The organism is Flavobacterium soyangense (genome assembly GCF_015277675.1).
Taxonomy (GTDB): domain Bacteria; phylum Bacteroidota; class Bacteroidia; order Flavobacteriales; family Flavobacteriaceae; genus Flavobacterium; species Flavobacterium soyangense.
The window spans coordinates 56740-79806 of the sequence record NZ_JADHEC010000005.1 but is presented as its reverse complement, the minus strand read 5'-3'; the positions used below and the strand labels follow the sequence as shown (position 1 = coordinate 79806).

At 33.6% G+C, this 23067-nt stretch carries 19 protein-coding genes, 1 tRNA gene and 2 pseudogenes; 16 read left to right on the top strand and 6 right to left on the bottom strand.

Features of this window, described 5'->3' with window-relative positions; translation table 11 throughout:
• Nucleotides 1-33: 33 nt before the first annotated feature.
• Together IR213_RS03860 and IR213_RS03855 are read right to left on the bottom strand one after the other, a co-directional pair.
• Nucleotides 34-1491, bottom strand: a complete 1458-nt coding sequence (locus IR213_RS03860) for an AAA family ATPase (protein ID WP_194310990.1) — start codon at nt 1489-1491, stop codon at nt 34-36.
• A 140-nt stretch (nt 1492-1631) separates the two neighbouring features.
• A complete protein-coding gene (locus tag IR213_RS03855) occupies nt 1632-2750 on the bottom strand; it encodes a vWA domain-containing protein (protein ID WP_194310989.1) in 1119 nt (372 codons plus the stop codon).
• 377 nt (nt 2751-3127) lie between these two features.
• Here IR213_RS03855 and IR213_RS03850 point away from each other — a divergent pair, with 377 nt between their 5' ends.
• The 7 genes from IR213_RS03850 (at nt 3128) to IR213_RS03820 (ending at nt 15291) form a co-directional block, all read left to right on the top strand.
• Nucleotides 3128-5932, top strand: a complete 2805-nt coding sequence (locus IR213_RS03850; protein ID WP_228479080.1) for a bifunctional YncE family protein/alkaline phosphatase family protein — start codon at nt 3128-3130, stop codon at nt 5930-5932.
• A 298-nt stretch (nt 5933-6230) separates the two neighbouring features.
• Nucleotides 6231-9314, top strand: coding sequence for a SusC/RagA family TonB-linked outer membrane protein (locus IR213_RS03845; protein WP_194310988.1), 3084 nt, complete (start codon nt 6231-6233; stop codon nt 9312-9314).
• A gap of 11 nt (nt 9315-9325) precedes the next feature.
• The gene (locus IR213_RS03840) at nt 9326-10831 is read left to right on the top strand and encodes a SusD/RagB family nutrient-binding outer membrane lipoprotein (RefSeq protein WP_194310987.1); all 1506 of its coding nucleotides are present in this window, start codon (nt 9326-9328) and stop codon (nt 10829-10831) included.
• Nucleotides 10832-11065: 234 nt separating this feature from the next.
• Entirely contained in the window at nt 11066-12160 is a 1095-nt protein-coding gene (locus tag IR213_RS03835; protein WP_194310986.1) for a sulfatase-like hydrolase/transferase, read from the top strand.
• Entirely contained in the window at nt 12160-13464 is a 1305-nt protein-coding gene (locus IR213_RS03830) for a DUF5690 family protein (RefSeq protein ID WP_194310985.1), read from the top strand. Before IR213_RS03835 ends, IR213_RS03830 begins: the two co-directional genes overlap by 1 nt.
• Nucleotides 13448-14605, top strand: coding sequence for a TIGR03364 family FAD-dependent oxidoreductase (locus tag IR213_RS03825; RefSeq protein ID WP_194310984.1), 1158 nt, complete (start codon nt 13448-13450; stop codon nt 14603-14605). Before IR213_RS03830 ends, IR213_RS03825 begins: the two co-directional genes overlap by 17 nt.
• A gap of 2 nt (nt 14606-14607) precedes the next feature.
• On the top strand, nt 14608-15291 hold the full coding sequence (locus IR213_RS03820) for a phosphonatase-like hydrolase (protein WP_194310983.1): 684 nt from the start codon (nt 14608-14610) through the stop codon (nt 15289-15291).
• A 74-nt stretch (nt 15292-15365) separates the two neighbouring features.
• Here the strand turns inward: IR213_RS03820 and IR213_RS03815 are convergent.
• Nucleotides 15366-15939: pseudogene (locus IR213_RS03815) on the bottom strand (helix-turn-helix domain-containing protein).
• A gap of 340 nt (nt 15940-16279) precedes the next feature.
• Here IR213_RS03815 and IR213_RS03810 point away from each other — a divergent pair.
• From IR213_RS03810 to IR213_RS03800, 3 genes are all read left to right on the top strand, one after another.
• Nucleotides 16280-16933: a phosphoribosyltransferase gene (locus IR213_RS03810; protein WP_194310982.1), complete on the top strand. Its 654-nt coding sequence runs from the start codon at nt 16280-16282 to the stop codon at nt 16931-16933.
• A gap of 18 nt (nt 16934-16951) precedes the next feature.
• The gene (locus IR213_RS03805; RefSeq protein ID WP_194310981.1) at nt 16952-17590 is read left to right on the top strand and encodes a dienelactone hydrolase family protein; all 639 of its coding nucleotides are present in this window, start codon (nt 16952-16954) and stop codon (nt 17588-17590) included.
• Nucleotides 17591-17747: 157 nt separating this feature from the next.
• On the top strand, nt 17748-18689 hold the full coding sequence (locus tag IR213_RS03800) for a nuclear transport factor 2 family protein (protein ID WP_194310980.1): 942 nt from the start codon (nt 17748-17750) through the stop codon (nt 18687-18689).
• Between the two features lie 83 nt (nt 18690-18772).
• On the opposite strand, the gene IR213_RS03795 is transcribed toward IR213_RS03800, so the two are convergent.
• Genes IR213_RS03795 through IR213_RS03785 form a run of 3 tightly spaced genes read right to left on the bottom strand, consistent with a single transcriptional unit; the run spans nt 18773 to nt 19697 of the window.
• Nucleotides 18773-18994 carry a hypothetical protein gene (locus IR213_RS03795; protein ID WP_194310979.1) on the bottom strand — a complete coding sequence of 74 codons (222 nt, stop codon included), beginning with the start codon at nt 18992-18994 and terminating at the stop codon, nt 18773-18775.
• An 8-nt stretch (nt 18995-19002) separates the two neighbouring features.
• On the bottom strand, nt 19003-19155 hold the full coding sequence (locus IR213_RS03790; RefSeq protein ID WP_194310978.1) for a hypothetical protein: 153 nt from the start codon (nt 19153-19155) through the stop codon (nt 19003-19005).
• Entirely contained in the window at nt 19155-19697 is a 543-nt protein-coding gene (locus IR213_RS03785; RefSeq protein ID WP_194310977.1) for a hypothetical protein, read from the bottom strand. Before IR213_RS03785 ends, IR213_RS03790 begins: the two co-directional genes overlap by 1 nt.
• A gap of 92 nt (nt 19698-19789) precedes the next feature.
• Between IR213_RS03785 and IR213_RS03780 the strand changes: the two genes are divergently transcribed.
• From IR213_RS03780 to IR213_RS03755, 6 genes and pseudogenes are all read left to right on the top strand, one after another.
• A complete protein-coding gene (locus IR213_RS03780) occupies nt 19790-20038 on the top strand; it encodes a hypothetical protein (protein WP_194310976.1) in 249 nt (82 codons plus the stop codon).
• Nucleotides 20039-20212: 174 nt separating this feature from the next.
• Nucleotides 20213-20653, top strand: a complete 441-nt coding sequence (locus tag IR213_RS03775; RefSeq protein ID WP_194310975.1) for a KTSC domain-containing protein — start codon at nt 20213-20215, stop codon at nt 20651-20653.
• A gap of 167 nt (nt 20654-20820) precedes the next feature.
• A complete protein-coding gene (locus IR213_RS03770; RefSeq protein WP_194310974.1) occupies nt 20821-21060 on the top strand; it encodes a hypothetical protein in 240 nt (79 codons plus the stop codon).
• Nucleotides 21061-21271: 211 nt separating this feature from the next.
• Nucleotides 21272-22039, top strand: a complete 768-nt coding sequence (locus IR213_RS03765) for a DUF4369 domain-containing protein (RefSeq protein ID WP_194310973.1) — start codon at nt 21272-21274, stop codon at nt 22037-22039.
• An 18-nt stretch (nt 22040-22057) separates the two neighbouring features.
• A pseudogene (locus tag IR213_RS03760) lies at nt 22058-22444 on the top strand (peroxiredoxin family protein); the annotation flags it as partial.
• Between the two features lie 162 nt (nt 22445-22606).
• Nucleotides 22607-22687: transfer RNA gene (locus IR213_RS03755), tRNA-Tyr, on the top strand.
• Nucleotides 22688-23067: the final 380 nt, after the last annotated feature.

The window sequence follows — 23067 nt, the reverse complement described above, 5'->3', positions numbered from 1 at the left end:
AAGGCTTAGAATTAACTAAGCCCTTTTTGAATCTTACAACTTGCTGATGTAATTGCCATACAAATCTTTGAACTGATAGCCTTCGGTCAGTCTTTCTTTGCTCAATTTATTGTATTCGACCAATCCCCAAAGAATGAATTCTTTCATAAAATAATGGTCTTCTTTATCCAGTTGCGGCTGGTATTTTTTGATTAAAACTTCCAGTGGAGCAATGCTGTCCAGAATAGTTTTGTATTCCTGATCTGAAACATCATCCAATAATTCGAAACCGCTTTCGGCAAAAAACCATTCTAAGATATCTGAATAAGGAGTTTTTTCTTCTTGTTTTTCGAGTTTTTCGATTTTAGGAAAATAAGCCGGAAAAAAAGTATGAATCGCATCACCAATTAAATGCTGTGCCACAACGGCAGCTCCCTCCTGCTCTCCTTCATACACTAACTCTACTTTTCCGGTAATTGATGGTATAATTCCCATAAAGTCTGACAAGCGCAAACTGGTTTTATCCACACCTGATTTTAAGGCGCGACGTTCGGCGGTACTCAACAAATTTTCAAAAGCCGTAATACTCAGTCTGGCACTTACGCCACTTTTGTTGTCAATGTATTCGCTTTCACGGGCTTCAAAACTGATTTGTTCCAATAAATCTCTGGCTAAAGAAGGCACGTAAACCAAATCACTTTGAATGGCATCCAATTTAGCTTCCTGTTCCGTGATGGTTCGGGCGATTTTAATAGTTTCCGGGTAATGCGTTAGGATTTGGGAACCTATTCTGTCCTTTAAAGGCGTTACAATACTACCCCGATTGGTATAATCTTCCGGATTTGCGGTGAAAATAAATTGCATATCGAGTGGCATTCTCAGTTTAAATCCTCGAATTTGAATGTCGCCTTCCTGCAAAATATTGAACAAAGCCACCTGAATTCTGGCTTGCAAATCGGGTAATTCGTTGATGACAAAAATGCTACGGTTGGCTCTTGGTATCATTCCAAAATGAATCACGCGGTCATCTGCATACGACAATTTTAAATTGGCTGCTTTTATCGGGTCGACATCGCCTATTAAATCGGCAACGGTGACATCTGGCGTGGCGAGTTTTTCGAAGAAACGCTCACTACGGTGCAACCACGAGATGGGAGTTTGATCGCCTTTATCGGCAATAACATCTTTGGCAAAACGAGAAATTGGATTCAACGGATCGTCATTAATTTCTGAACCGGTCACAAACGGAATGTATTCGTCTAATAATTCAATCATTTTTCGCGCCAATCGGGTTTTGGCCTGACCGCGAAGTCCCAGTAAATTGATGTTGTGACGTGATAAAATAGCGCGTTCCAATTCGGGAATTACGGTGTTTTCAAAACCATAAACGCCTTCGAATGTGGGTTTGCCTGACTTGATTTTCTCTCGCAAGTTGTTACGCAATTCGTCTTTGATACTTTTGGATTTATATCCTGATTTTTTTAATTCGCCTAGTGTGTTTATATTGTTCATTTATTTTTTTATTGAAATTGAAATTGATATTGTTTTAAGGTTACGGTTTGCGTTAGGGATAGAAGTGGAAATCCTTTTTTGAGGCTTTTTGCCGAAAAAAAGATTGAAACGAATAGCCCGACCCGAAGGGAAACGCCCAACTATTTAATTCTTTTTTTTCGATTGGTTTCATAATCTTCGAAAATCATTTCGCCCAGACCTTTTAATCCGGTGTAAAATGCTTTCCCTTGGTTGGCTTCGGTAAATTTATTTACGAATTGTTGCAAATACGGATCTTTGGCAATCATAAAAGTCGTGATTGGAATGTGCAATTTTCGGGCTTGCTGGGCTTCATTGTAGCATTTATCGACAATGTATTCGTCGAGACCATTACTGTTCATATAATAGGTACCGTCTTTTTCGCGGACACAACTTGGTTTGCCGTCGGTAATCATAAAAATTTGCTTGTTGGTGTTGCGTTTTCTGCGGAGTAAATCCATTGCCAGTTGCAAACCTGCGACGGTATTGGTGTGAAAAGGTCCTACCTTTAAATACGGTAAATCCCTGATAGCAATCGTCCAGGCATCATTTCCAAAAACGAGAATATCCAAGGTATCTTTTGGGTAGCGCGTGGTAATTAATTCGGCTAAAGCCATCGCCACTTTCTTGGCAGGCGTGATTCTATCTTCGCCATACAATATCATACTGTGGCTGATGTCAATCATCAGCACTGTGCTCATTTGGGATTTGTATTGGGTTTCTTCGACGACTAAATCATTTTCGGTAAGCATAAAATCAGCAACACCATTGTTGATTTGGGCATTTCGCAGACTTTCGGTTAAGGAAATTCGTTCTAATCCATCCCCAAAATGAAATTCACGAAATTCTCCGGTATGTTCGTCACCGTTTCCTACGTGTTCTGTTTTATGGTTTCCGGTTCCTGAACGTTTTAAATTCCCAAAAATATTGTCTAAGGCCTGCTGACGAATGGCTCGCTCTGTTTTTGCAGTAATGCCAATTCCTGAGGTTCCGTCGTCTTTGAGTTCTTCCCTGATATACCCTTTTTTCTTTAAATCTTCGATAAAATCATCGATGGTATAGTGTTCATCGGTGAGTTTGTATTCCTTGTCCAATTCCCGCAACCAATCAATGGCTTCGTCAAAATCGCCCGAAGTGTGCGTGATTAACTCCTTGAATATCGAAAAGAGTTTCTCAAACGGAGACTGGAATGGCGCTTCGTAGGTCTTGAAATAAAATCCTTTTTTGATGGTGTTTTTCATAGGTTTTAAAAGTACATTATTTTAAAAAGAACCAAAGCCAAACATATATTAATTTTTAGTTAAAAGCGGATATTCTAATTTTATTGATTTTTAAAATGGATTCTTCAGGAGTTAATATTCCTGTGGCTCAGCAAATTAATTTAAAAATTGAAGAAAAATAATCTATTGAGACCTAACTGCATTGGTAGTAAAAAGGTAAAAACTTTTTGAAACCAATATTATATTGAGAAATTTTTTAATAAGGACAGATTTTTCGACATTTAAAAATTATTATAAAGGTAACATAAGCAGTATTTTTATATCCTTTTTTTTGCATAAAATTGTAAGACCTTAAAAAGTCTCTTTTTTTACCAAAATATTTCCATTATCCAAAATTTATGAAAACAATTCTACAATCACTACTTTTATGCCTTTTGACCGCCTGCAGTTTTAAAAATATTACCAAAAGTAAACCCAATTGGATAATTTCAGCTCCTAGTGGAAACCAAGTGACAAAAATAGATATAAACGGAAAAACCGTGATTCCCAATGGACGGTTTATAACTCCAGCCGGAAATAACATAATCACCGCTCCACATCCTTATGGATTGGCATTGAGTCCGAACGGGAATATTGCGGTTACAGCAAATTCTGGCACCAATCCCCTATCAATTACAATTATCAAAAATATAGTATCAAAAAATCCCGAATTACGACAAGTTCCTCCAGGTCCTGCCACGGATAAAGGCGTTTTAGCTTCCGTATTTATGGGGCTAGCCATATCCCCTGACAACCAAACCATTTATGTTTCTGGAGGACAAACTAATAAAATTTATTTGTTTGACGTGAATTCCGGTGCCAAAAAGGATTCTATAGATTGCTCTTTCAAGTCTGAAAATACTGATTATTCCGATGGTTATATTGGCGATATGAAAATGTCGAAAGACGGAAAAACACTTTATGCCGTGGACCAAATTGGTTTCAGGATGGTAGTTTTGGATACCGAAACAAAAAAACTAAAATTTTCGGTTCCCGTAGGACGTTATCCGTTTGGGATTTGTTTGTCGCCAGATGAAAAAAAGATTTATGTTGCCAATGTTGGAATGTTCGAATACTCCTACATAAAAGATGGAAAAGAGAAAGATGCTAAGATAAAACCCATTAGCTACCCCGCTTTTGAATATGGTTCAAAAGAAATGGAAAATGGCATTGAAAATGACTCCTTATCGATTAAAGGCTTGGGAAGTCCTAATGTAATTGATGCTTTTTCAGTGTTTGCAATTAGTCTGGCAGATCTACAAAAACCCAAGGTAGTTGCAAAAATTAAAACGGGTCATTTAGTTGGATCATTAATAGAAGGAATTCCAGCTGTGGGTGGTTCGAGTCCCAATTCGATTGTAGCTACGAATGATTATGTCTTTGTGAGTAACGGAACCAATGATAACATTTCGATGATTTCCATCGAAAAAGATTCGGTTGTCAAAACAATTTTTCTTAAACCGGAAGAAAGAATGAAGCAATTTCGTGGCGTTATTCCTTTTGGATTAGCTTTGAGCCCTGATCAAAAAAGATTATATGTTGCCGAAGCAGGAATAAATGCCATTGCAGTAATCAATGTTTCAGACCAAAAAGTTTTGGGACATATTCCCGCTGGATGGTTTCCTTCGAAAATTGAGGTAAGTAAAGATGGGAAGAAATTGATTATTGCCAATGCCAAAGGTTTTGGCAGTGGCCCTAATGGAGGAGCTTCTTATAAATTAGGTATTGACGGGAGTTACATAGGATCATTAATGAAAGGGACGGTACAAGTGGTAGATATTCCAAACGATCAACAATTACAAGAAACTACAGAGCAGGTTATTTCAAATAACTTTAAATTCACCGATGCCTCCGATCCAATTTTAAAGAATAGAGCCAATAATCCAATTCCACTTTATCCTGGAGAAAAAGAAAGCCCGATAAAACACATCGTATTTATTTCGAAAGAAAATAGGACTTATGATGAAATTTTTGGGCAGATTAAAAATGGTAATGGAGATGCGACGATAGCTCGATATAGTACAAATGCCACTTTTACGAACAAAAAAAAGACAGACTCGGTTTCTGATGCCACTGTTATGCCAAACCATCTGGCCTTGGCGAGACAATTCAGTATATCGGACAATTTTTATGTAGATTCAGATGTATCTGCTGATGGGCACAGATGGCTGACTAACACCTATCCGAACGAATGGTGCGAAACTGCTACAGCATCGAGTTATGGAGGAAGCAGAACCTTTAAGGAAAATTCAAAAGCTCCCGGTATTTTTGCCATGAATGGAGCGGCGGGTGCCATTTATCCAGAAGATTATAATGAGGCTGGTTCTTTATGGGATCATTTAGGACGCCATAATGTTAATTTTTACAATTTTGGTTTTAGCATTATGTTTGAACCCGCGCTTTACAAAGCGGAATATAAATACACTGGCATCAAGCAATTTGTCAATTTTCCAATGCCAAAATCGCTTTTTGATCGGACATCAAAGATGTATCCAACTTTTAATATGGATATTCCCGACCAATTCAGGGTTAGCCAATTCATTAAAGAATTTAATTCAAAGTGGATTGATGGAAATAAAGTCATGCCTCCTTTTACAACCGTTATTATTCCTAATGACCACGGGGGAGATGAACACCCGGAGACAGGATATCCGTTTAGGGAAAGCTATATGGCCGACAATGATTTAGCTGTTGGACGCATTGTGGAATTTCTTTCGAAAACTCCTTATTGGAAAAATATGCTAATTGTAATTACCGAAGATGATGCGCAAAATGGTGTAGATCATGTTGATGCACATCGAAGTATCCTTATGCTGATTTCTCCTTGGATAAAAAGGGATTATGTAGGCCACGTACATTATAGTTTTGGCAGTTTGTTTAAAACCTTCTGGAACATTTTGGATATGCCGTACCTCAACCAATATGATGCCGGAGCAACAGATTTAAGCGACCTATTTGACTCAACTCCAAACTATAAACCATTTCAGGCTGTAGAGATAGATTCCAGAATTTTTAATCCCCAAAAGGCGCTGAGCCCTTTTGATGAAAAATTTGATTGGAAATCAGTTAAATCATCTACAAAAATTGATGATGAAGAAGATATGTTTAGGGAAAGCAAAGAACAGGATAAAAATAGGTTAGAAAATAGGGAAAAGAAAAAATAGTTAACGGAACACTTATCTTATCTTGACTTGACTAAAAGTTAGCCAATCTCTATAAAATTATTTTCATAATTTTAAAACTCTTCAATAGCGTTGTTTTTTTAAACAGCAGCTTTTGTATTAAATTATTTCACCCTACCGGAAGATTTTTAGTACTCCAACCAACTATTTAAATAACATTAAATTAACAAAATTATATACTCTTGTTAAAGATTTCTTAAAACTTAAAAGTTTACTAATAGTAAAATATATATCATATTTGTACCGTAAAATTAACTAATAGTAACTATTTAAGTGTCCAATGAAAAAATTAAAAAATTGTATGATTGTATTATTGATGTTGACGACATCTTTAATAATGGCTCAAAAAACTACTTTTAAAGGTAAGGTAGTTGATGAACAAAATGGATCATTGCCAGGAGCAACTGTTCTTATAAAAGGAGGCACTACAACAGTAGAGACCGATTTGAATGGTGATTTTGAAATTCAATTGCCAAAAGGAAATGAGATTTTAACCATTTCCTATATTGGTTATGATTCGGTTGATTTTAATGCATCAAAATCAACCACTACAGTAATTGTGCTTAAGGCCAATTCTGAAAGTTTAAGTGAAGTAGTTGTAACTGCTTTAGGGATAAAAAAAGAAAAGAAAAAACTGGGTTATTCTGTTCAAGAAGTTCAAGGTGATTTAGCAAAAGGCAGAGATGCTAATGTTTTGAACTCTCTAGCGGGTAAAGTATCCGGTTTAATTGTTGCTGCATCATCCGAATTTTTCACTGACCCAAAATTGTACTTACGTGGGAAAAAGCCACTTATTGTTATAGATGGAGTTCCATTAGCAACAGATACCTATAACATTAGCCCTGACGATATAGAAAGTGTCAATGTGCTAAAAGGAGGTACTGCTGCCGCATTATATGGAGCATCCGGAGTTAATGGTGCGATACAAATTACCACTAAAAGAGGAACTAAAAACACTAAAGGCTTTGTAGTGGAGTACAACCATAATTCCTTGTTTCAATCTGGTTTTAATGCCATTCCTAAAACACAAACTTCTTATGGCCCTGGATCTTATGGACAATATGCCTTTAAAGACGGAAAAGGAGGAGGAATTAATGATGCTGATTACGATCAATGGGGACCAAAGTTTAATGGACAATTAATTACTCAATATGATAGTCCATTAGACGCCAATGGTAATTTAATTGCAACACCATGGACGGCCAGAGGAAAAAACAACTTTAAAAATTTTATAGAAGATGGTTTTTTAATTACTAATAACTTGGCTTTGGCAGCTTCTTCTGATAAGGGTAATATTCGTTTTTCGGTTTCTAATACGTATCAAAAAGGGATTAATCCAAACACTAAATTGAATATCTACAATTACAACTTAAGCGGCAGGTATAACCTTAGCGAGAATACATGGGTTGATGCAAGTTCTAATTTCAATTTTCAGACATCGCCAAATAATCCAAATGTACAATATGGCCCTAATAGTTATTTATATAACATAATTATTTGGGGGGGACCTGATTATGATATTAGAGATTTGAAAGACTACTGGCAAAAAGGAAAAGAAGGTTTGCAACAAATGAACTTTGAATACACTCGATACAACAACCCATATTTTATAGCTTATGAATGGTTAAGAGGTTATTATAAAAATGATTATACGGGACAAATTAGTTTGAATCATAAGTTCAATAGCAATTTTAACATGGTCATAAGAACTAATATGGCATTAAGTAATTTGTTTAGAGATGAAAAAATTCCATATTCATTGACTACTTATGGAAGAGAAAAAGCACAAGGGGATTACAAAGAACAATACGATTATAAATTTGAAAATTATTCAGATTTAATGTTGAATTATAATAAATCTATTCAAAATTTTGATATTAAAGCTACTGTTGGAGTTAATTCGAACACTAAAAAATACAGAAATTTATTTGCTACCACAAACTATTTGATTATTCCTGGTTTATATAACCTGAGTAATACTCAATCACCAGTACAACCAACTAATTATAACAGCCATTCTGAAACAAATAGTATATATGGTTCGTTTGACATGTCATATAAATCATTCTTATTTTTAGGAGCTACCGGAAGATTTGATACCGATTCAAGACTGCCAAAACAAAATAATACTTTCTTCTATCCTTCAGTTGGCTTAAGTGCAATATTAAGTGAAATAATTCAAATTCCTCATGTTGATTACTTAAAAATCAGAAGTTCTTATGCTAAGGTAGGTGGTTCATTAGATATATATAGCAATCTTGATACTTATAGATTAAGAAATCCTTTTACAATCGACGGTACTACTTACAATGCAGCTTATGTTGGGGAGATTTTGTCAAATCCCGATTTAAAACCCGCTTTTAGTTCTACCATAGAATTTGGTTTAGAAACAAAAATGTATAAAAATAGAATTGGATTTGATGCGACTTATTTTGAAAACACAAATGGACCACAAATTTTTGATTTAAAATATTCTGAAACATCCGGATATCTGGGTAGCAAACAAAATGGTATTACCACTAGAACCAAAGGTATAGAGGTTTCATTATTTGTTAAACCAGTTAAAAGCAAAAACTTTAATTGGGATTTTAACGTAAACTGGTCCACTTATAAAGAGTATTTAAAAGAAGTTTATAATGGTATTACCAATAACGGAAAAATTAATATAGGAGACCGTGTAGACGGATTTTACATCAATGATTTCATGAGAACTAAAGACGGAACTTTAATCGTAGGCAGTAATGGAAAACCTTTAGTGAATTCATACCAAACTAAAGTTGGTAATTATGCCCCTGACTGGACACTGGGTGTTACTAACAATGTCAGTTATAAAAGTTTTGCCTTGAACTTTACTTTCGACGGACGATATGGCGGAAAAATAGAAAATTACATAAACAAAAAAATGTGGCAAAGTGGAACTCATGAAGGTAGTGATACTCCAGAAAGAGCGAATGATGTTATAGGAGTTAAATCATACGTAACCGAAGGAGTAGTTGTGACAGGCGGAAGCTTAGTGACAGATGGTCAAGGAAATACCTTGTCAGATACACGAACTTTTGCACCAAACACCACAAAAATTTATTATCAAGATTTTGCTAAATCGTATAATGGAAATACTGCTGCCAATATTATAGACAAAACTTTCTTTAAATTAAGAGAAGTAAGTTTAACCTATAATTTACCTAAATCTGTGCTAAAAAAATCATTTATTACCGACGCTTCAATTTCGTTAATAGGCAGGGATTTATTGTATTTTTCTAAAAACAAAAACATTGATTTAGATCAATTTGTTAATGAACGCACCTCTCCTTTACAAACCCCTACAGTAAAAAGTTATGGTCTTAACTTAAACTTAAAATTTTAAAAATAACAAAAATGAAAACAATAAATAATTATAAAAACGTACTCATCCTTGCACTAATTTTCTTAGTTAGTTCCTGTACTAATTTTGATAATTTAGCCAATGACCCTAACAGAGCCACAAGCGTCCCACCCTCAATACTATTAACTGAGGTGTTAACAGTCATGAATAATGTAGGTGATGAAGGCCCATGGTCAGAAGCACAAAGAGATAACCAATTTTGGGCTATATCTTTTGATTATTATGGAGACCAAGATTATAATTGGGGATCAGCCCCTTTCCGTTACACCACTATGTCTAATGTTATTGCAATGGAAAAAGAAGCTGCCAATTTAGACACCAAAAATAAATATGGCGCTTTGTCAAAGTTTTTCAAAGCTTACTTTTTAGACTATATGACTAAAAGAATGGGTGATATTCCAATGTCGGAAGCTTTAAAAGCAAATACTCCTGAAAAAATCACTCAACCAAAATATGACAGCCAAAAGGCAGTTTACGTTGAAATATTATCACTTCTTGAAGCTTCAAATACACAAATAACATTGGCACAGAAAGAAGTTGGAACAGGAAATGTAGAAGGAGACTTTTTATACAAAGGAGATTTAAGTAAATGGCAAAAAACAATTAATGCATTTCGTTTAAGAGTTTTAATTGGATTAAGCAAAAAAACAACTGAAATAGATGTAGTCAATCAATTCAATCTGATCGTATCAAACCCTACAAAATACCCATTAATGACTGGAACCAGTGATAATATGTTGCGTCATTTTGCTGATGAGAACGGAAATCAATACGTTTTAAACCCAAGTAACTATGGTTTCAACAGAAACAGAAATATACTAGCGGGAACTTATTTAGATATCTTAAAACAAAATAATGATCCAAGAATCTATAAAATTGCTGATCCAGCCCAATTTTACTTTAATGCAGCCGATCCATTGAATTTGAATGCTTATATCGCTGCGAATACTGGTGATGATCAAGGGGCTATGCAAGTAGCTTCTGACCAAGGGAAGTTTTCATATCCTAACGAAAAAAGATATTATAGCACTTTCAGCGGAGAAAATTATATTTTAATTGGCTATCCTGAGCAAGAGTTTGGGATTGCAGAAGCAATTAATAGAGGCTGGATTACCGGTGATGCCGCCGCTAATTACAATCAAGGGATTAGAGCTTCTATGGAATTTTATTCTGTTTCCACTAGCGACATCAACACTTTTTTAGCAAGTTCAAATATGGTTTATAAAGGGAATAACGCTTTAGGTTTAGCACAAATTCTCAATCAAAAATATGTAGCCTTTTTCCAAAACTCTGAGAGAGAATCCTATTTCAATTACAGAAGAACAGGGATTCCTGCTTTTAATGTTGGTCCGGCTAATAACAATGGAGGTAAAATACCTATGCGTTGGAAATATCCACAAAGTGAATTCGAAACCAATAAAGCTAATGTTAATGCAGCATTAACAAGCCAATATGGTGGATCTGACGATATCAATGCAAAAATGTGGTTGCTAAAATAATCAAGATACATAAAATAAAATATTACTTGGCCATAGGGATTTTTCCCTTTGGCCATGTTTTTCTCAGAATATTTATGAATCGGCCAAAGTAAAACATGTAGTTATTATTGGTTTTGATGGATTGAGTCCTGATGGCATTAATCAAGCTGCCATTAGTAGAGACGAACTCAAAGAAGCCTTAGGAATTTTGGAAGAAAGTTTAACCACAGTACAAAATCAAAAAATAAAAATAAAATGAATAAATCAATTGTATTCACAAGCCTATTGACACTATTTTTTTTAGGAACACAAGCACAACAAAAAACAGTAAAGCAACCTAACGTATTTTTAATCACTTTAGATGGCGTACGCTGGCAAGATGTATTTACAGGCATAGACCCTGTGTTGTTAAATAGTCCCTACACACAAGATAAAGAAGGGTTAACCAAAAAGTTTGTGGGAAACTCAACCGAAGAAAATAGAACTTTGCTAATGCCTTTCTTTTGGAATACGATTGCAAAAAAAGGACAATTACACGGAAATAGAAACAAGGACAGTAAGGTAAACCTAACCAACAAAATGGCATTTTCTTATCCGGGATACAACGAGATTCTAACCGGAAATGCCGACGATGCGAACGTCAATAGCAACGATAAAATCTACAATAAAAATCAAACCCTTTTGGAAAAAGTAAACAATGCTGAAGCGTACAAAGGTAAAGTGGCTGCTTTTACGAGCTGGGATGTTTTTCCGTACATCATCAATGATAAGCGTAGTGGAATTCCGATAAATGCAGGTTATATGGATGCTGCGGGTAGTTTAAATGAAAAAGAAAAATTTTTAAACGAAATACAGCGTCAAGCTCCCATTATTTGGGAAGGTGTTCGTTTAGATGTCTTCACGCATCATTTTGCTAAAGAATATGTCAAAAAGAAGCATCCAAAATTGGTTTTCATTTCTTACGGTGAAACAGACGATTTTGCGCATGCAGGTTTTTTTGATTTATATACAAAATCAATACACAACACCGATGCCTTAATTGAAGATTTATGGAACTATGTCCAAAATGATCCATTTTATAAAGACAATACCTATTTTGTTATTACAACCGATCACGGAAGAGGCACAGGAACTGAAAAAGAGTCTAAATGGACAGATCATGGAAGTAATGTTAAAGGAGCAGACCAAACTTGGATGGCTATTTTAGGGCCTAATGTACAAACAACAGGAGAAGGGAAAGAGGAGCAATGGTACACCAACCAAATAGCACCAACCGTTTTACAGATGTTAGACAGCAAATGGATTGATGATGAGATGAAGGGAAATGCAATGAAAGTATCTAAAAACTAATGCAAAAGCTAGCAAAAAAATCGAATATCCCTTTTGTAATAAACGCTTCACTGGCTTCGTTTGGGGCTTATTTTTGTATGTATGCTTTTAGAAAACCCTTTAGCGTAGCCACATTTGAGGGGATGGAAGTATTTCATATTGATTACAAAATTATTTTAATCATAGCACAAGTATTGGGTTATGCACTATCTAAATTCATAGGCATTAAAGTGGTTTCAGAATTAAAAGCAAGCCAACGAGCTTATTATTTACTAGGATTAATTCTTATTGCAGAACTGGCTTTGGTATTATTTGCTTTGATTCCTAAACCATTTAATATTGCTTTTATGTTTATGAACGGGGTTCCTTTAGGAATGATTTGGGGAATTGTTTTTTCGTATCTCGAAGGCCGAAAATTTACCGAAATATTAGGGGTATCATTGAGCACCAGTTTTATAGTTTCTAGTGGCGTTGTAAAATCCGTTGGCTTTTTTGTAATGGATACTTGGGGTTTTACGGAGTTCTGGATGCCGGCTATTACAGGGGCATTATTTGTTTTGCCTTTATTGTTTTTTACTTGGTTATTAGAAAAAATCCCAAAACCAACCCAAGAGGATATTGAACTGCGCTCCGAACGTATTCCGATGACTGGAAAAGACAGAAAAAATATGTTGTTGAAATTTTTATTTCCAATAACAATATGGGTTTTGTTTTACACGTTTCTGACTGCTTTTAGAGATTTCAGGGATAATTTTTCACGTGAATTATGGGATACGATGGGGTATAAAGGGGATGTATCCGTATATTCCAGTTCCGAAACATTGGTGGCTATTATTGTATTATTGGTATTAGGTTTTGCATTTTATTTTCGAGATAATATGAAAGCCTTATTTTTTTACCAATTTTTGCTTTTGACAGGATGCCTTGCATTAGGATTTTCAACCTATTTATTTCAAACCGGAAATTTAAACCCATTTACCTGGATGGTTGTTTCGGGCTTCGGATTATACATTTGTTATGTGCCTTTTAATTGCCTTCTTTTTGATCGTTTTATAGGAGCTTTCAAAATAAAAGGCAATGCCGGTTTCCTGATTTATCTTGCCGATGCCTTTGGTTATTTAGGAAGTGTTGCTGTTTTATTGTATAAAAATTTTGTGCAATCCAGTTTATCATGGATAAATTTTTTTATGTATAGCGCCTATATAGTTGCTGGTATTGGTTTGGTTGTAACCATCAGTTCAATTCTTTATTTAGATAGAAAACATAAAAAAGATAAAACAGAAAGTATAAATTTTAAAATAATATTAAATGAAACCATTGTATGATCTCATAATTGTTGGTAGTGGAGTTTTAGGTACTTTTCATGCTTATCATGCCTTGAAAAAAGGACTTCGGGTAGCAATTATAGAAAAAGATAAAATGTCAAAAGGAGCGACTATTCAAAATTTTGGACAAGTAGTTCCTTCAGGAATGGACTCAAAATGGCAAACTTATGGAAGAGAAAGTTTAGCGATTTATAAAGAAATTCAAAGTCAATTTGACATTTCAATACGTCAAAACGGATCGGTTTATTTAGCTTCGAATGAAGAAGAAATACAGCTAATAGAAGAGTTATCTCAAATTAACCAATCGAATAATTATCCATCACAAATGTTGACTAAACAAGAATGTTTAGATAAATATCCAGGTTTGCGTTCCGATTATGTAAAAGCAGGATTGTTTTTTCCTGAAGAAGTTACCGTAGAACCCCGAACAATGATTTACAGGTTGCAAGAGTTTATGATTCATAAAATGGGGCTAAAACTAATCACAAATACAAGTATTATTAATTGTGAAACTACAATAAAAGGAGTTTGCCTTTTGAGTGCTGCCAATGAAGAATTTTTAGCCAGTAAAGTAATTATTTGCAATGGGAACGAGTTTAAAAATTTGTTTCCAATACTTTTTAGAGAAAGTGATTTAGAGGTTTCTAAGTTGCAAATGATGCAGACGAAACCACAGCAAAATTATAAACTTGATGGCTCAATACTTACGGGATTATCTATCCGAAGATATGAGGCATTTTATGAATGTCCTTCCTTTAAAGCAATCAAAGCAAAAGAAAATCCAGATGCTTCAGAAAAAAAATGGGGTGTGCATATATTGTTCAAACAAGCCGCAGATGGCTCCATAATTTTAGGCGATTCCCATCATTATGCAGATGCAAAAAATATAGATGATTTGGGTTTCGATTTAGACATGGATATTGATCATTTTATGATTCAAGAAGCCAAAAAAATTATTGATTTGCCTAATTATGAAATTCAAAACAGATGGTATGGCATGTATTCGCAATGTAAAACCAAAGATATTTTTGAGCATACAATAGATGAAAATATCCATATTATAACAGGAATTGGCGGAAAAGGAATGACGGGAAGTGCCGGATTTTCTAAAGAAAATATAACTAAAATATTTAATACTTAATAATGAAACAAAGAATAGAACTAGTAGTTTTTGATATGGCTGGAACAACAGTAGACGAGGATAATGTGGTCTACAAAACTGTCCAGAAAGTAATTAATGACGAAGGGTTTAATGTAAGTTTAGAAGATGTCCTAATGCATGGAGCAGGAAAAGAAAAGCATCAGGCAATTACAGATATTTTAAAAGAATGTACATCAATAACTAATGTAACTTTAGTTGCTAATAAAGCATTTTTGGAATTTAAAATAATCTTAAAAAATGTTTATGATACTTTAGAAATTAAAACATTTGAAGGCACAGAAGAACTTTTTAAAGCGTTGAGAAACAATAATATTAAAGTAGTGCTAAATACTGGTTATGACAGCAAAACCGCCCACCTTTTATTGCAAAAATTGGGTTGGATTGTAGGCGAAACCATAGACGGATTAGTAACAGCGGATGATGTAGAAAATGGTCGGCCAGAAGGCGATATGATTCTTTTGGCAATGAAAAAAACAGGTGTGACTGATTCAAAAAAAGTTTTAAAAGTTGGGGACTCCGCTATAGATATTGAAGAGGGAAAAAATGCAAATTGTGGCATTACCGCCGGAGTACTAACGGGTGCCCAAAACAGAACTCAAATACAAAAAGCAAATCCTACTTATATTTTGGAAAGTTTAAATGAATTGAGAGCAATTCTCATATAATAGTTGATTGGTTAGTTTTCTGGAAACTCTCCTTTTTGATATACTAAAAAGGGGAGTTTTGTTTTAAAAAAGTGTTATTTTTGAGTATTAAAAAAAAAATAAAGCACCAACATCTTAGCCGATACCTTCCCTCTATTAATAGGAACATGCGGTATTCTTCCGTCAAAAAAAATGGAATCACCTTCTTTTAGAAATACTTCCTCCTATATTATAAATACATTCGCCAGAAAGCATATATTTAAATTCATAGGCATCTGTCTCTACTTTTCCTCTTTGAGAGTTGGGTTGTATTTCAAGTAAAACCGCTTCAAAACCTATAGAAGAGAGTTGTTTTCCAAAAATATATTTATATGCAAAGCCTTTTGCATCATCTTCCTTTTCAATAATAGCATTTTCTTCAAATCGAGAGACAATATAATTAAGCTCCGAGGGTTTAGGCATACCCTCAAAAAAATCTGAAACTCTAATTTCCAATGCATTGATTATATTGAGCAAAACTGGTAATGAAGGAATTGTTCTTCCATTTTCTATCCTTGAAATAAGACCATTACTTACATCGGCAGCATTAGCCACATTACTAATAGTCTTTTTATTTTTCTTTCTAATATCTTTAATTCTCTCCCCTAAACCTATTAAATAGTCATTCATCAATCTTTTATTTAATACGAATATCCGAATTTATCTTGATATATTAGATTAAGATTTTTTTTATTTAAGGTTTATTCCATAATTTGTTCTCTATCCTTAAATGCTTATATCCTGAATATAAAACTATGCCTTTTCTAGTTTTAAAAAATAACTTATTTTAGAAAAGCTTTTATTTAAAAGTCTAGAATAGCATTAAAAACTTCTTAGAGAGCAGGAAAAAAAATAAATTCCTAATTATATGCAGAAAAACTATATTAAAAAAAATATTTTTTTTTGTAAACTAACTGAAAATCAGTATCTTTATAATATAAATCATTGTTTATTTTAATACTGTTTTATTATGTATGATGAAATCCTTAAAGACAGAATCGAAGCGGGAATGTTGCTTTCGGATAAATTAATGAAATATCAAAATAGCAACACAGTGATTCTTGCTGTTCCCAGAGGCGGAGTTCCAATAGGAAACGTAATTGCCAAAAAATTACAACTTCCTCTGGATATTGTGCTTTCAAAAAAAATACCGCACCCATTGAACAAAGAATTTGCTGTAGGCGCAGTATCATTGGACTCCATGATTGTTGATGAACATCTTAATATTCCAAACCATTACATCAATGACGAAATTATCCGACTTCGGGAATCGTTGCAAGAGAAATATGAACTCTACAGAGGTAAACAAAAACCTCTTGATATAAAAGGCAAAAACGTCATTATAGTTGATGATGGAATTGCAACGGGAAACACCCTGCTGGCGAGCATAGAAATGTTGCGCAAAAAAAATCCTGAAAAGATTATAGTTGCCGTACCCGTTATCCCTTATGACAGAGTTAAGATATTCCAACAAAAAGCAGATGAGTTTGTTTACCTGATAAGCTCAAAGAATTTTAGCGCCGTAGGTCAATTTTACGAACAATTTAGTCAGGTTCCTGATGAGGAAGTGGTTCAGATATTGAGAGAATCGAATTCCATTACTACGAATGCAAATCAAAATTAATATATAAATATGTCAATTATGAAAGCTGAAGAAATAGATATTCCTTTATTATCGATACATTTAAAAGGAGATTTAGTGATTCCTGATAAAGCAATTGGAATCGTTGTTTTTGCTCACGGAAGTGGCAGCAGTAGATTCAGTCCCAGAAATAAATTAGTTGCAGAACTAATGCAGCAACACGGAATAGGCACTTTATTGTTTGATTTACTAACGGAAGAAGAAGACCAGAATTATGAAAACAGATTTAACATTGATCTGTTAGTAAGCCGACTGATTGAAGCTACGGAATGGCTAACACACAGTAAAGTTTCAAAAGGTTTACCAATAGCTTATTTTGGAGCCAGTACAGGAGCTGCATCGGCATTACGGGCTGCAGCATTTTTTGGAAAAAATATTAAAGCCGTTGTTTCTCGTGGAGGTCGGCCGGATTTGGCCTTAAGTGTATTACACTTAGTTACTGCACCTACATTGTTAATTGTGGGTCAACTAGATGTTCCTGTCATCAAAATGAATAAACAGGCTTTTGACCAATTGGATTCAATAAAAGAAATGAAAATAATTTCTGGGGCTTCTCACTTATTTGAAGAACCGGGAAAATTGTTGGAAGTTGCCGATTTAGCCATTAACTGGTATAAAAAATATCTACCTGTTGATTAAACCATTATAATTATCATGACTTTTAAAAATTTTAAATTTATACTTCTTTCAATTAAAAAGTTTATTTAGACTAAATAAAAAAGTTATTAACACAATGTATTGGTAATCAGTATTTTCATTACATTTAACATGTTATTAACCAAAACCTTAGCTAAATATGAGAAAAATTATTTCAATTGCATTGTTGATGGCTGTTTGCATCACTTATGCACAAAAGAAAACAAATGGAACTATTTATGTAGAGCATCCTGCAATAGTTACTGTAGAAAACTTTACCAAAGCATTTGTGAGTGGTGACGCTGACAAAGTATCCAGTTTTTTAGCTGATGATTTTAAATCTTATGATGGAACAAGCACAAATAAAAATGATAAAGGAGAGGATAAAGAATCCTTTGTAAAAAGCGTGAAGTTCTGGAAAGATAATGTTGATTATTTAAGTATTTCAAGATCTCAAGGCTCATATCCAGATGCTTTAGAATATAAAGATGCCAACCAAAAAGAGTTGGTCTGGGTACAAACTTGGGAAGATATAAAAGGGGTGCATAATAAAACAGGTGTGAAAATCGACATGCCAATGCATCGATTGTACACAGTAGATAAAAACAATAAAATAAAAACAATGATTAGCTATTCCAGCAGTAGCATCGGAGATGAAATTGGAAGTAGTTATGGAGACAGAAAAAATGGGGAGATTTATAATCATCACGAATATATCAATTCTTTGAGGAAAATGATTTATGCTTTTGAAAATAAAGATTTTGAAAAAGCCTATAGTTTCTATGATGAAAAGGCAAGGTTTATTGATAATAATGCTCCAATAGGAACCAGTATATCTCTAACTGAACAAAAAGCAAATGATCAAAAATTTTTAGCGAAATTTGATATTAACAGTATCGATGTTTCAGGATACCCTGACTATTTGCATTACGAAATGGGAAATATGAGTGTCGTTCAATCTTGGTGGACCTATAGATTAACCAGAAAATCAGATAAAAAGAAAATAAATTTGTCTGTATTGTATATTGACAATTTTGATGATAAAGGAAAAATAACTTCCGAGAATTCTTATTACAGTGAAAATATGCTAGACACAAAATAAACTTTTGTTCTAAAGACTAAAAAAGCCGAAACAAGTTGTTTCGGCTTTTTTAGTTAAACGGTTGTGAAAAATATACTTAATATTTAATTCATAGTAATGATTTTTTGGTGCAATTGATTCAATAGCACCTGAAACCTGCTTATTTCCATTAGATCCTCGTCGTCTTCAGAAAAATCAAGCAGTTCATCCAGTAAATTGCTTACTTCCACTAATTTATTATTTGCCTCTTTGTTTTGTTTAGCAGCAATTAAATCGATGATTTCCTGAACTCTGATTTTTAAATCAGTAAATTTATTATTTTCCATTTTTTAAATTATTTGGATTCAGAAGTGTTGTTTTCATTGAACTTTTTGACGATTTGTTTCAATTTTTCTTTGCGCAACACTTTGGCAGCTTTGACTTTATCCTGCTCTTTATGTAGCTTATCATTGTGCTTTTTGATATTCCTTTCGTTGTTTCTTCCCATTATAGTTCTCTTTTTATTTCTTCCAAGGTTTTATTGGTAAAAATTAGTTCATTAATTATTTTCTGACGTAAAACAGCCAAATCTTCATAGTCGAAATGCTTTGCCCAAGAAGTTAAATTCAATAAATTCCTGATTTGTTTAATCCTTTTTGCAGTTTCAAAACTGGTGCGAAGGATAGCTTTCTTATCATAATCAGGATTATTTTTATGCTGGTAATTTACCGCATTTTGATTGTAATTTGCCTGAATATAATACAATTTTTCTATAGCATTGTCCGGAAAAAAATCATTCCAGTTGGCAAAACCTAGTTTAGTTTTAGATGGTGATTCTGGTTCTAATGGTTCTAATCTCCATTTACTATTGGCTAATCTTCCCCAATGGTTTGACAAACGATACATTCCTTTTTCAGTATAATAATAGCAACTCCCCGATTTGCTTTCGTATTGCAAAAGCAATTTAGCAACAGCTTCCTTTTTTTCTTCCCGGAAAACACAAAATGTATTTTTGAAAGAATTGGGATTGGGACGAAATGACTTTTCCATTATGCAAAGATAATCAGAAACTGCTGAACAGTGCAAGGCAAATATTATTTGATTAACTTTGTACCCAGTAAATTTATTAAATCAAATTGATTATGACTAAGTCTTCACAAGAAAAAATGCTTCAAAAAGGAGTTTATACAGGAATAATGGAACAAGATGAAAACAACAACTTTTTTTGTGGCGAATATTTATTAGATTACAAAATGGCGATGGCCAATCATCAACTTGGCGATTGGATTACTATCAAAACCGTCATTGAAAATCCGAGTGATATCAACTACAATAAATATCCAAAAAAGTCTAAAAACTTTGATAAAGCCAACAATAAACCGCAACAATAGCTTGTGTTTATAAATTAATGCCCAAACAAAAAACAGGTTAGAAAGGACTATTTTTTGATTTTTTTTTGGTCAAAAACCAAAAACTTAAAAAAAAGTGTACCTTTGCAAAAAATTGTCGATTTTGAAATCCTTTTTTACTGGTTTCATATTAAAAGACAACAAGTTACCATATCTATGAAAAAAATAGTTGAATACCGAAAGTTGCTAAATGTAGACAAAACTGCAGAATTAAAAGATTTAAAAACCATTTACCGCAACGCGATGAAAGAAGCACATCCTGACAAATTTCAGGGAAATGATGCCGGTTTAAAAGAAGCAGAAGAAAACAGTAAAAAAATTATTGAAGCCTACCACTTTTTGGTAAGCATCAATCCTGAAACTGTAAAACAAAATTTACCTGAATACACAGAAACTATTGCAACGTCAACAATTACAGATTACAAATTTGTTGAAGGGCGCTTGATAATTAATTTTTCAAATGGAAGTGTTTATGAATACATCAGCGTGCCAAAAGCAACTTATGTAAAAATGGTAAATGCGGATTCACCCGGAAGATTTGCAAAAAGACATATATTAAATTCTTTTACTTGGAGAAAAACCATCAACCAAGACTAGATTTTATTAGATTTATATTTAAAAACACTCCTTTTAGGGGTGTTTTTTTGTTGGTATAATGCAGCACTAGTATTACAAATTAAAAAAATAAATGGAAAAAATATTGCCTAGAAGTTTTATTTTTAGTAAGTTAGCAACCCTTTAAAAATAAATTCAAAATTATCCTTATGAATGACCCTTGTAACTTATTCAAATCGCAATACAAAAAGGCAAAAGAAACCCTTGTTATTCTTGAAGAACAAAAAGCGGAAATAAATCTCAAACTAGAATCTAATTCATTTAGTGCCACTTTGCATAAAGAATTAAGAACTGTAAATATGGATATCAGGATAACGCTAAATGAGATTGAACATGCTGAATCTTGCATACAGAAATGTGAATTAAAATATAATTCTTCCCTAAGCTAGAAAAAACCTTAATTCATGTCAATATCTCTCCCATCCATGGGTATAGTTTTGTACAAATAACAACGTTAAATGCTCAAAACCACTTAAACTAATTGCCCTAAACCTATTAAATAAAAATTTATAAACTATAACAAAAATTTAAGTCATAAAATTATTGATGTTTTATAAATTTAAATACTTTTGCACACTTAAATCATTTAACTAATTTATAATGAAAAAAATAATTTTATTACTTACGGCTACAGTATTTTTAATTTCTTGTAGCAAAGACAAGTACACAATCTCAGGTACAGCAAAAGGAGTTGAAAACGGTAAAACCATAATAATGGAAACCCAAGATGCTACTGGTATGGGTTTGATGTCCGTAGATACAGTAAAAGTAGAAAATGGTAAATTTGAAATAAAAGGAAAAGTTACTGAACCCGCTTTTTACATGTTACAACTTGAAGGAGCAAATGGAAAATTCCCATTTATCTTAGAAAACGGAGATATCACTATCGAAATGAACAAAGACAGTATCAATAAATCTAAAGTTTCTGGAACATACAACAATGATGAGTTCGTTCAGTTCAATGGAGAAATAATTAAACTACAAAAAGGTTTAATGGATTTTCAAAAGAATAACACTGCTTTGATGAATCAGGCACAACAAGCTAAAGATACTGTTGTTATCAATAAATTAATGAAAGAATTTGGGAAGCTTCAAGAAGGTGTAACCGCAGAATCTAAAAAGAAATATAACAGCTACGCAGAATCACATCCAAAATCATTCATAAGTGTATTAATTATCGAAGGAATGAGTAAAGATCCTTCTGTTGAAATTAAAAAATTAGAAACATTGTTTGCAAGCCTAGATGAGTCATTAAAAAACACAAAACCTGGTAAAGCAATTCAATCAAAAATAAAAGAAGCAAAAATGCCTTCAGTTGGTACAACACCGTCTGGTGCTGTAAATCCAGCTGCCGGTAACGCTAAATGAAGGTCAGATTTTTCAGCTCCAAACCCTCAAGGTCAAATAATTAGCCTAAAAGAAAGTTTAGGAAAAGTAACTATTGTAGATTTTTGGGCATCATGGTGCGCTCCTTGCAGAGCCGAAAATCCAAATGTTGTTGCTCTCTACAAAGAATTTCATTCTAAAGGATTGAATATTGTTGGAGTCTCCTTAGACAGAGATGCTGCAAAATGGAAAGAAGCCATTGCAAAAGATAAACTAACTTGGATTCAGGTTTCTCATTTAAAATTTTGGGACGAACCAATTGCTGCTCAATATGGAGTTCAGCAAATTCCTTCTACTTTTATACTTGATGCAACAGGTAAAATTGTTGCACAAAATTTAAGAGGAGTCGAACTTCAAGCAAAAATAATGGAACTTTTATCTAAATAATACACTAAATTTATACTAATAAAAAATCTCCCTTGGGGAGATTTTTTATTAGTATATTCAATTCCAATGTGTTGCAAATTATACTAAAATTAAGTGTAAATATCCTTTGGAAACCTGAAAACAGTTTTTATATTTGCAACCGCTTAGGGCAAATAAGACTATGGGGAGATACTCAAGCGGCCAACGAGGGCAGACTGTAAATCTGCTGTGTGAACTTCGCAGGTTCGAATCCTGCTCTCCCCACGAATAAATATATCAATAAAGAAAAACGCCAAGTTCACTTGAGCGTTTTTTTGTTTGATTTATTTTCAAAGCGTAGCTTTGCAGGAAGGACAAAGTCAATCCTGCTCTCCCCACGAATAAATATATCAATAAAGAAAAACGCCAAGTTCACTTGAGCGTTTTTTTGTTTGATTTATTTTCAAAGCGAAGCTTTGCAGGAAGGACAAAGTCAATCCTGCTCTCCCCACGAATAAATATATCAATAAAGAAAAACGCCAAGTTCACTTGAGCGTTTTTTTGTTTGATTTATTTTCAAAGCGTAGCTTTGCAGGAAGGACAAAGTCAATCCTGCTCTCCCCACGAATAAACATATAAATAAAGAAAACGCCAAGTTCACTTGA

Excerpts from the sequence above, each read along its gene's own strand:
- IR213_RS03860 (WP_194310990.1), bottom strand. The coding sequence starts at position 1,491 with ATGAACAATATAAACACACTAGGCGAATTAAAAAAATCAGGATATAAA.
- IR213_RS03855 (WP_194310989.1), bottom strand. The coding sequence starts at position 2,750 with ATGAAAAACACCATCAAAAAAGGATTTTATTTCAAGACCTACGAAGCG.
- IR213_RS03850 (WP_228479080.1), top strand. The coding sequence starts at position 3,128 with ATGAAAACAATTCTACAATCACTACTTTTATGCCTTTTGACCGCCTGC.
- IR213_RS03845 (WP_194310988.1), top strand. The coding sequence starts at position 6,231 with ATGAAAAAATTAAAAAATTGTATGATTGTATTATTGATGTTGACGACA.
- IR213_RS03840 (WP_194310987.1), top strand. The coding sequence starts at position 9,326 with ATGAAAACAATAAATAATTATAAAAACGTACTCATCCTTGCACTAATT.
- IR213_RS03835 (WP_194310986.1), top strand. The coding sequence starts at position 11,066 with ATGAATAAATCAATTGTATTCACAAGCCTATTGACACTATTTTTTTTA.
- IR213_RS03830 (WP_194310985.1), top strand. The coding sequence starts at position 12,160 with ATGCAAAAGCTAGCAAAAAAATCGAATATCCCTTTTGTAATAAACGCT.
- IR213_RS03825 (WP_194310984.1), top strand. The coding sequence starts at position 13,448 with ATGAAACCATTGTATGATCTCATAATTGTTGGTAGTGGAGTTTTAGGT.
- IR213_RS03820 (WP_194310983.1), top strand. The coding sequence starts at position 14,608 with ATGAAACAAAGAATAGAACTAGTAGTTTTTGATATGGCTGGAACAACA.
- IR213_RS03810 (WP_194310982.1), top strand. The coding sequence starts at position 16,280 with ATGTATGATGAAATCCTTAAAGACAGAATCGAAGCGGGAATGTTGCTT.
- IR213_RS03805 (WP_194310981.1), top strand. The coding sequence starts at position 16,952 with ATGAAAGCTGAAGAAATAGATATTCCTTTATTATCGATACATTTAAAA.
- IR213_RS03800 (WP_194310980.1), top strand. The coding sequence starts at position 17,748 with ATGAGAAAAATTATTTCAATTGCATTGTTGATGGCTGTTTGCATCACT.
- IR213_RS03795 (WP_194310979.1), bottom strand. The coding sequence starts at position 18,994 with ATGGAAAATAATAAATTTACTGATTTAAAAATCAGAGTTCAGGAAATC.
- IR213_RS03790 (WP_194310978.1), bottom strand. The coding sequence starts at position 19,155 with ATGGGAAGAAACAACGAAAGGAATATCAAAAAGCACAATGATAAGCTA.
- IR213_RS03785 (WP_194310977.1), bottom strand. The coding sequence starts at position 19,697 with ATGGAAAAGTCATTTCGTCCCAATCCCAATTCTTTCAAAAATACATTT.
- IR213_RS03780 (WP_194310976.1), top strand. The coding sequence starts at position 19,790 with ATGACTAAGTCTTCACAAGAAAAAATGCTTCAAAAAGGAGTTTATACA.
- IR213_RS03775 (WP_194310975.1), top strand. The coding sequence starts at position 20,213 with ATGAAAAAAATAGTTGAATACCGAAAGTTGCTAAATGTAGACAAAACT.
- IR213_RS03770 (WP_194310974.1), top strand. The coding sequence starts at position 20,821 with ATGAATGACCCTTGTAACTTATTCAAATCGCAATACAAAAAGGCAAAA.
- IR213_RS03765 (WP_194310973.1), top strand. The coding sequence starts at position 21,272 with ATGAAAAAAATAATTTTATTACTTACGGCTACAGTATTTTTAATTTCT.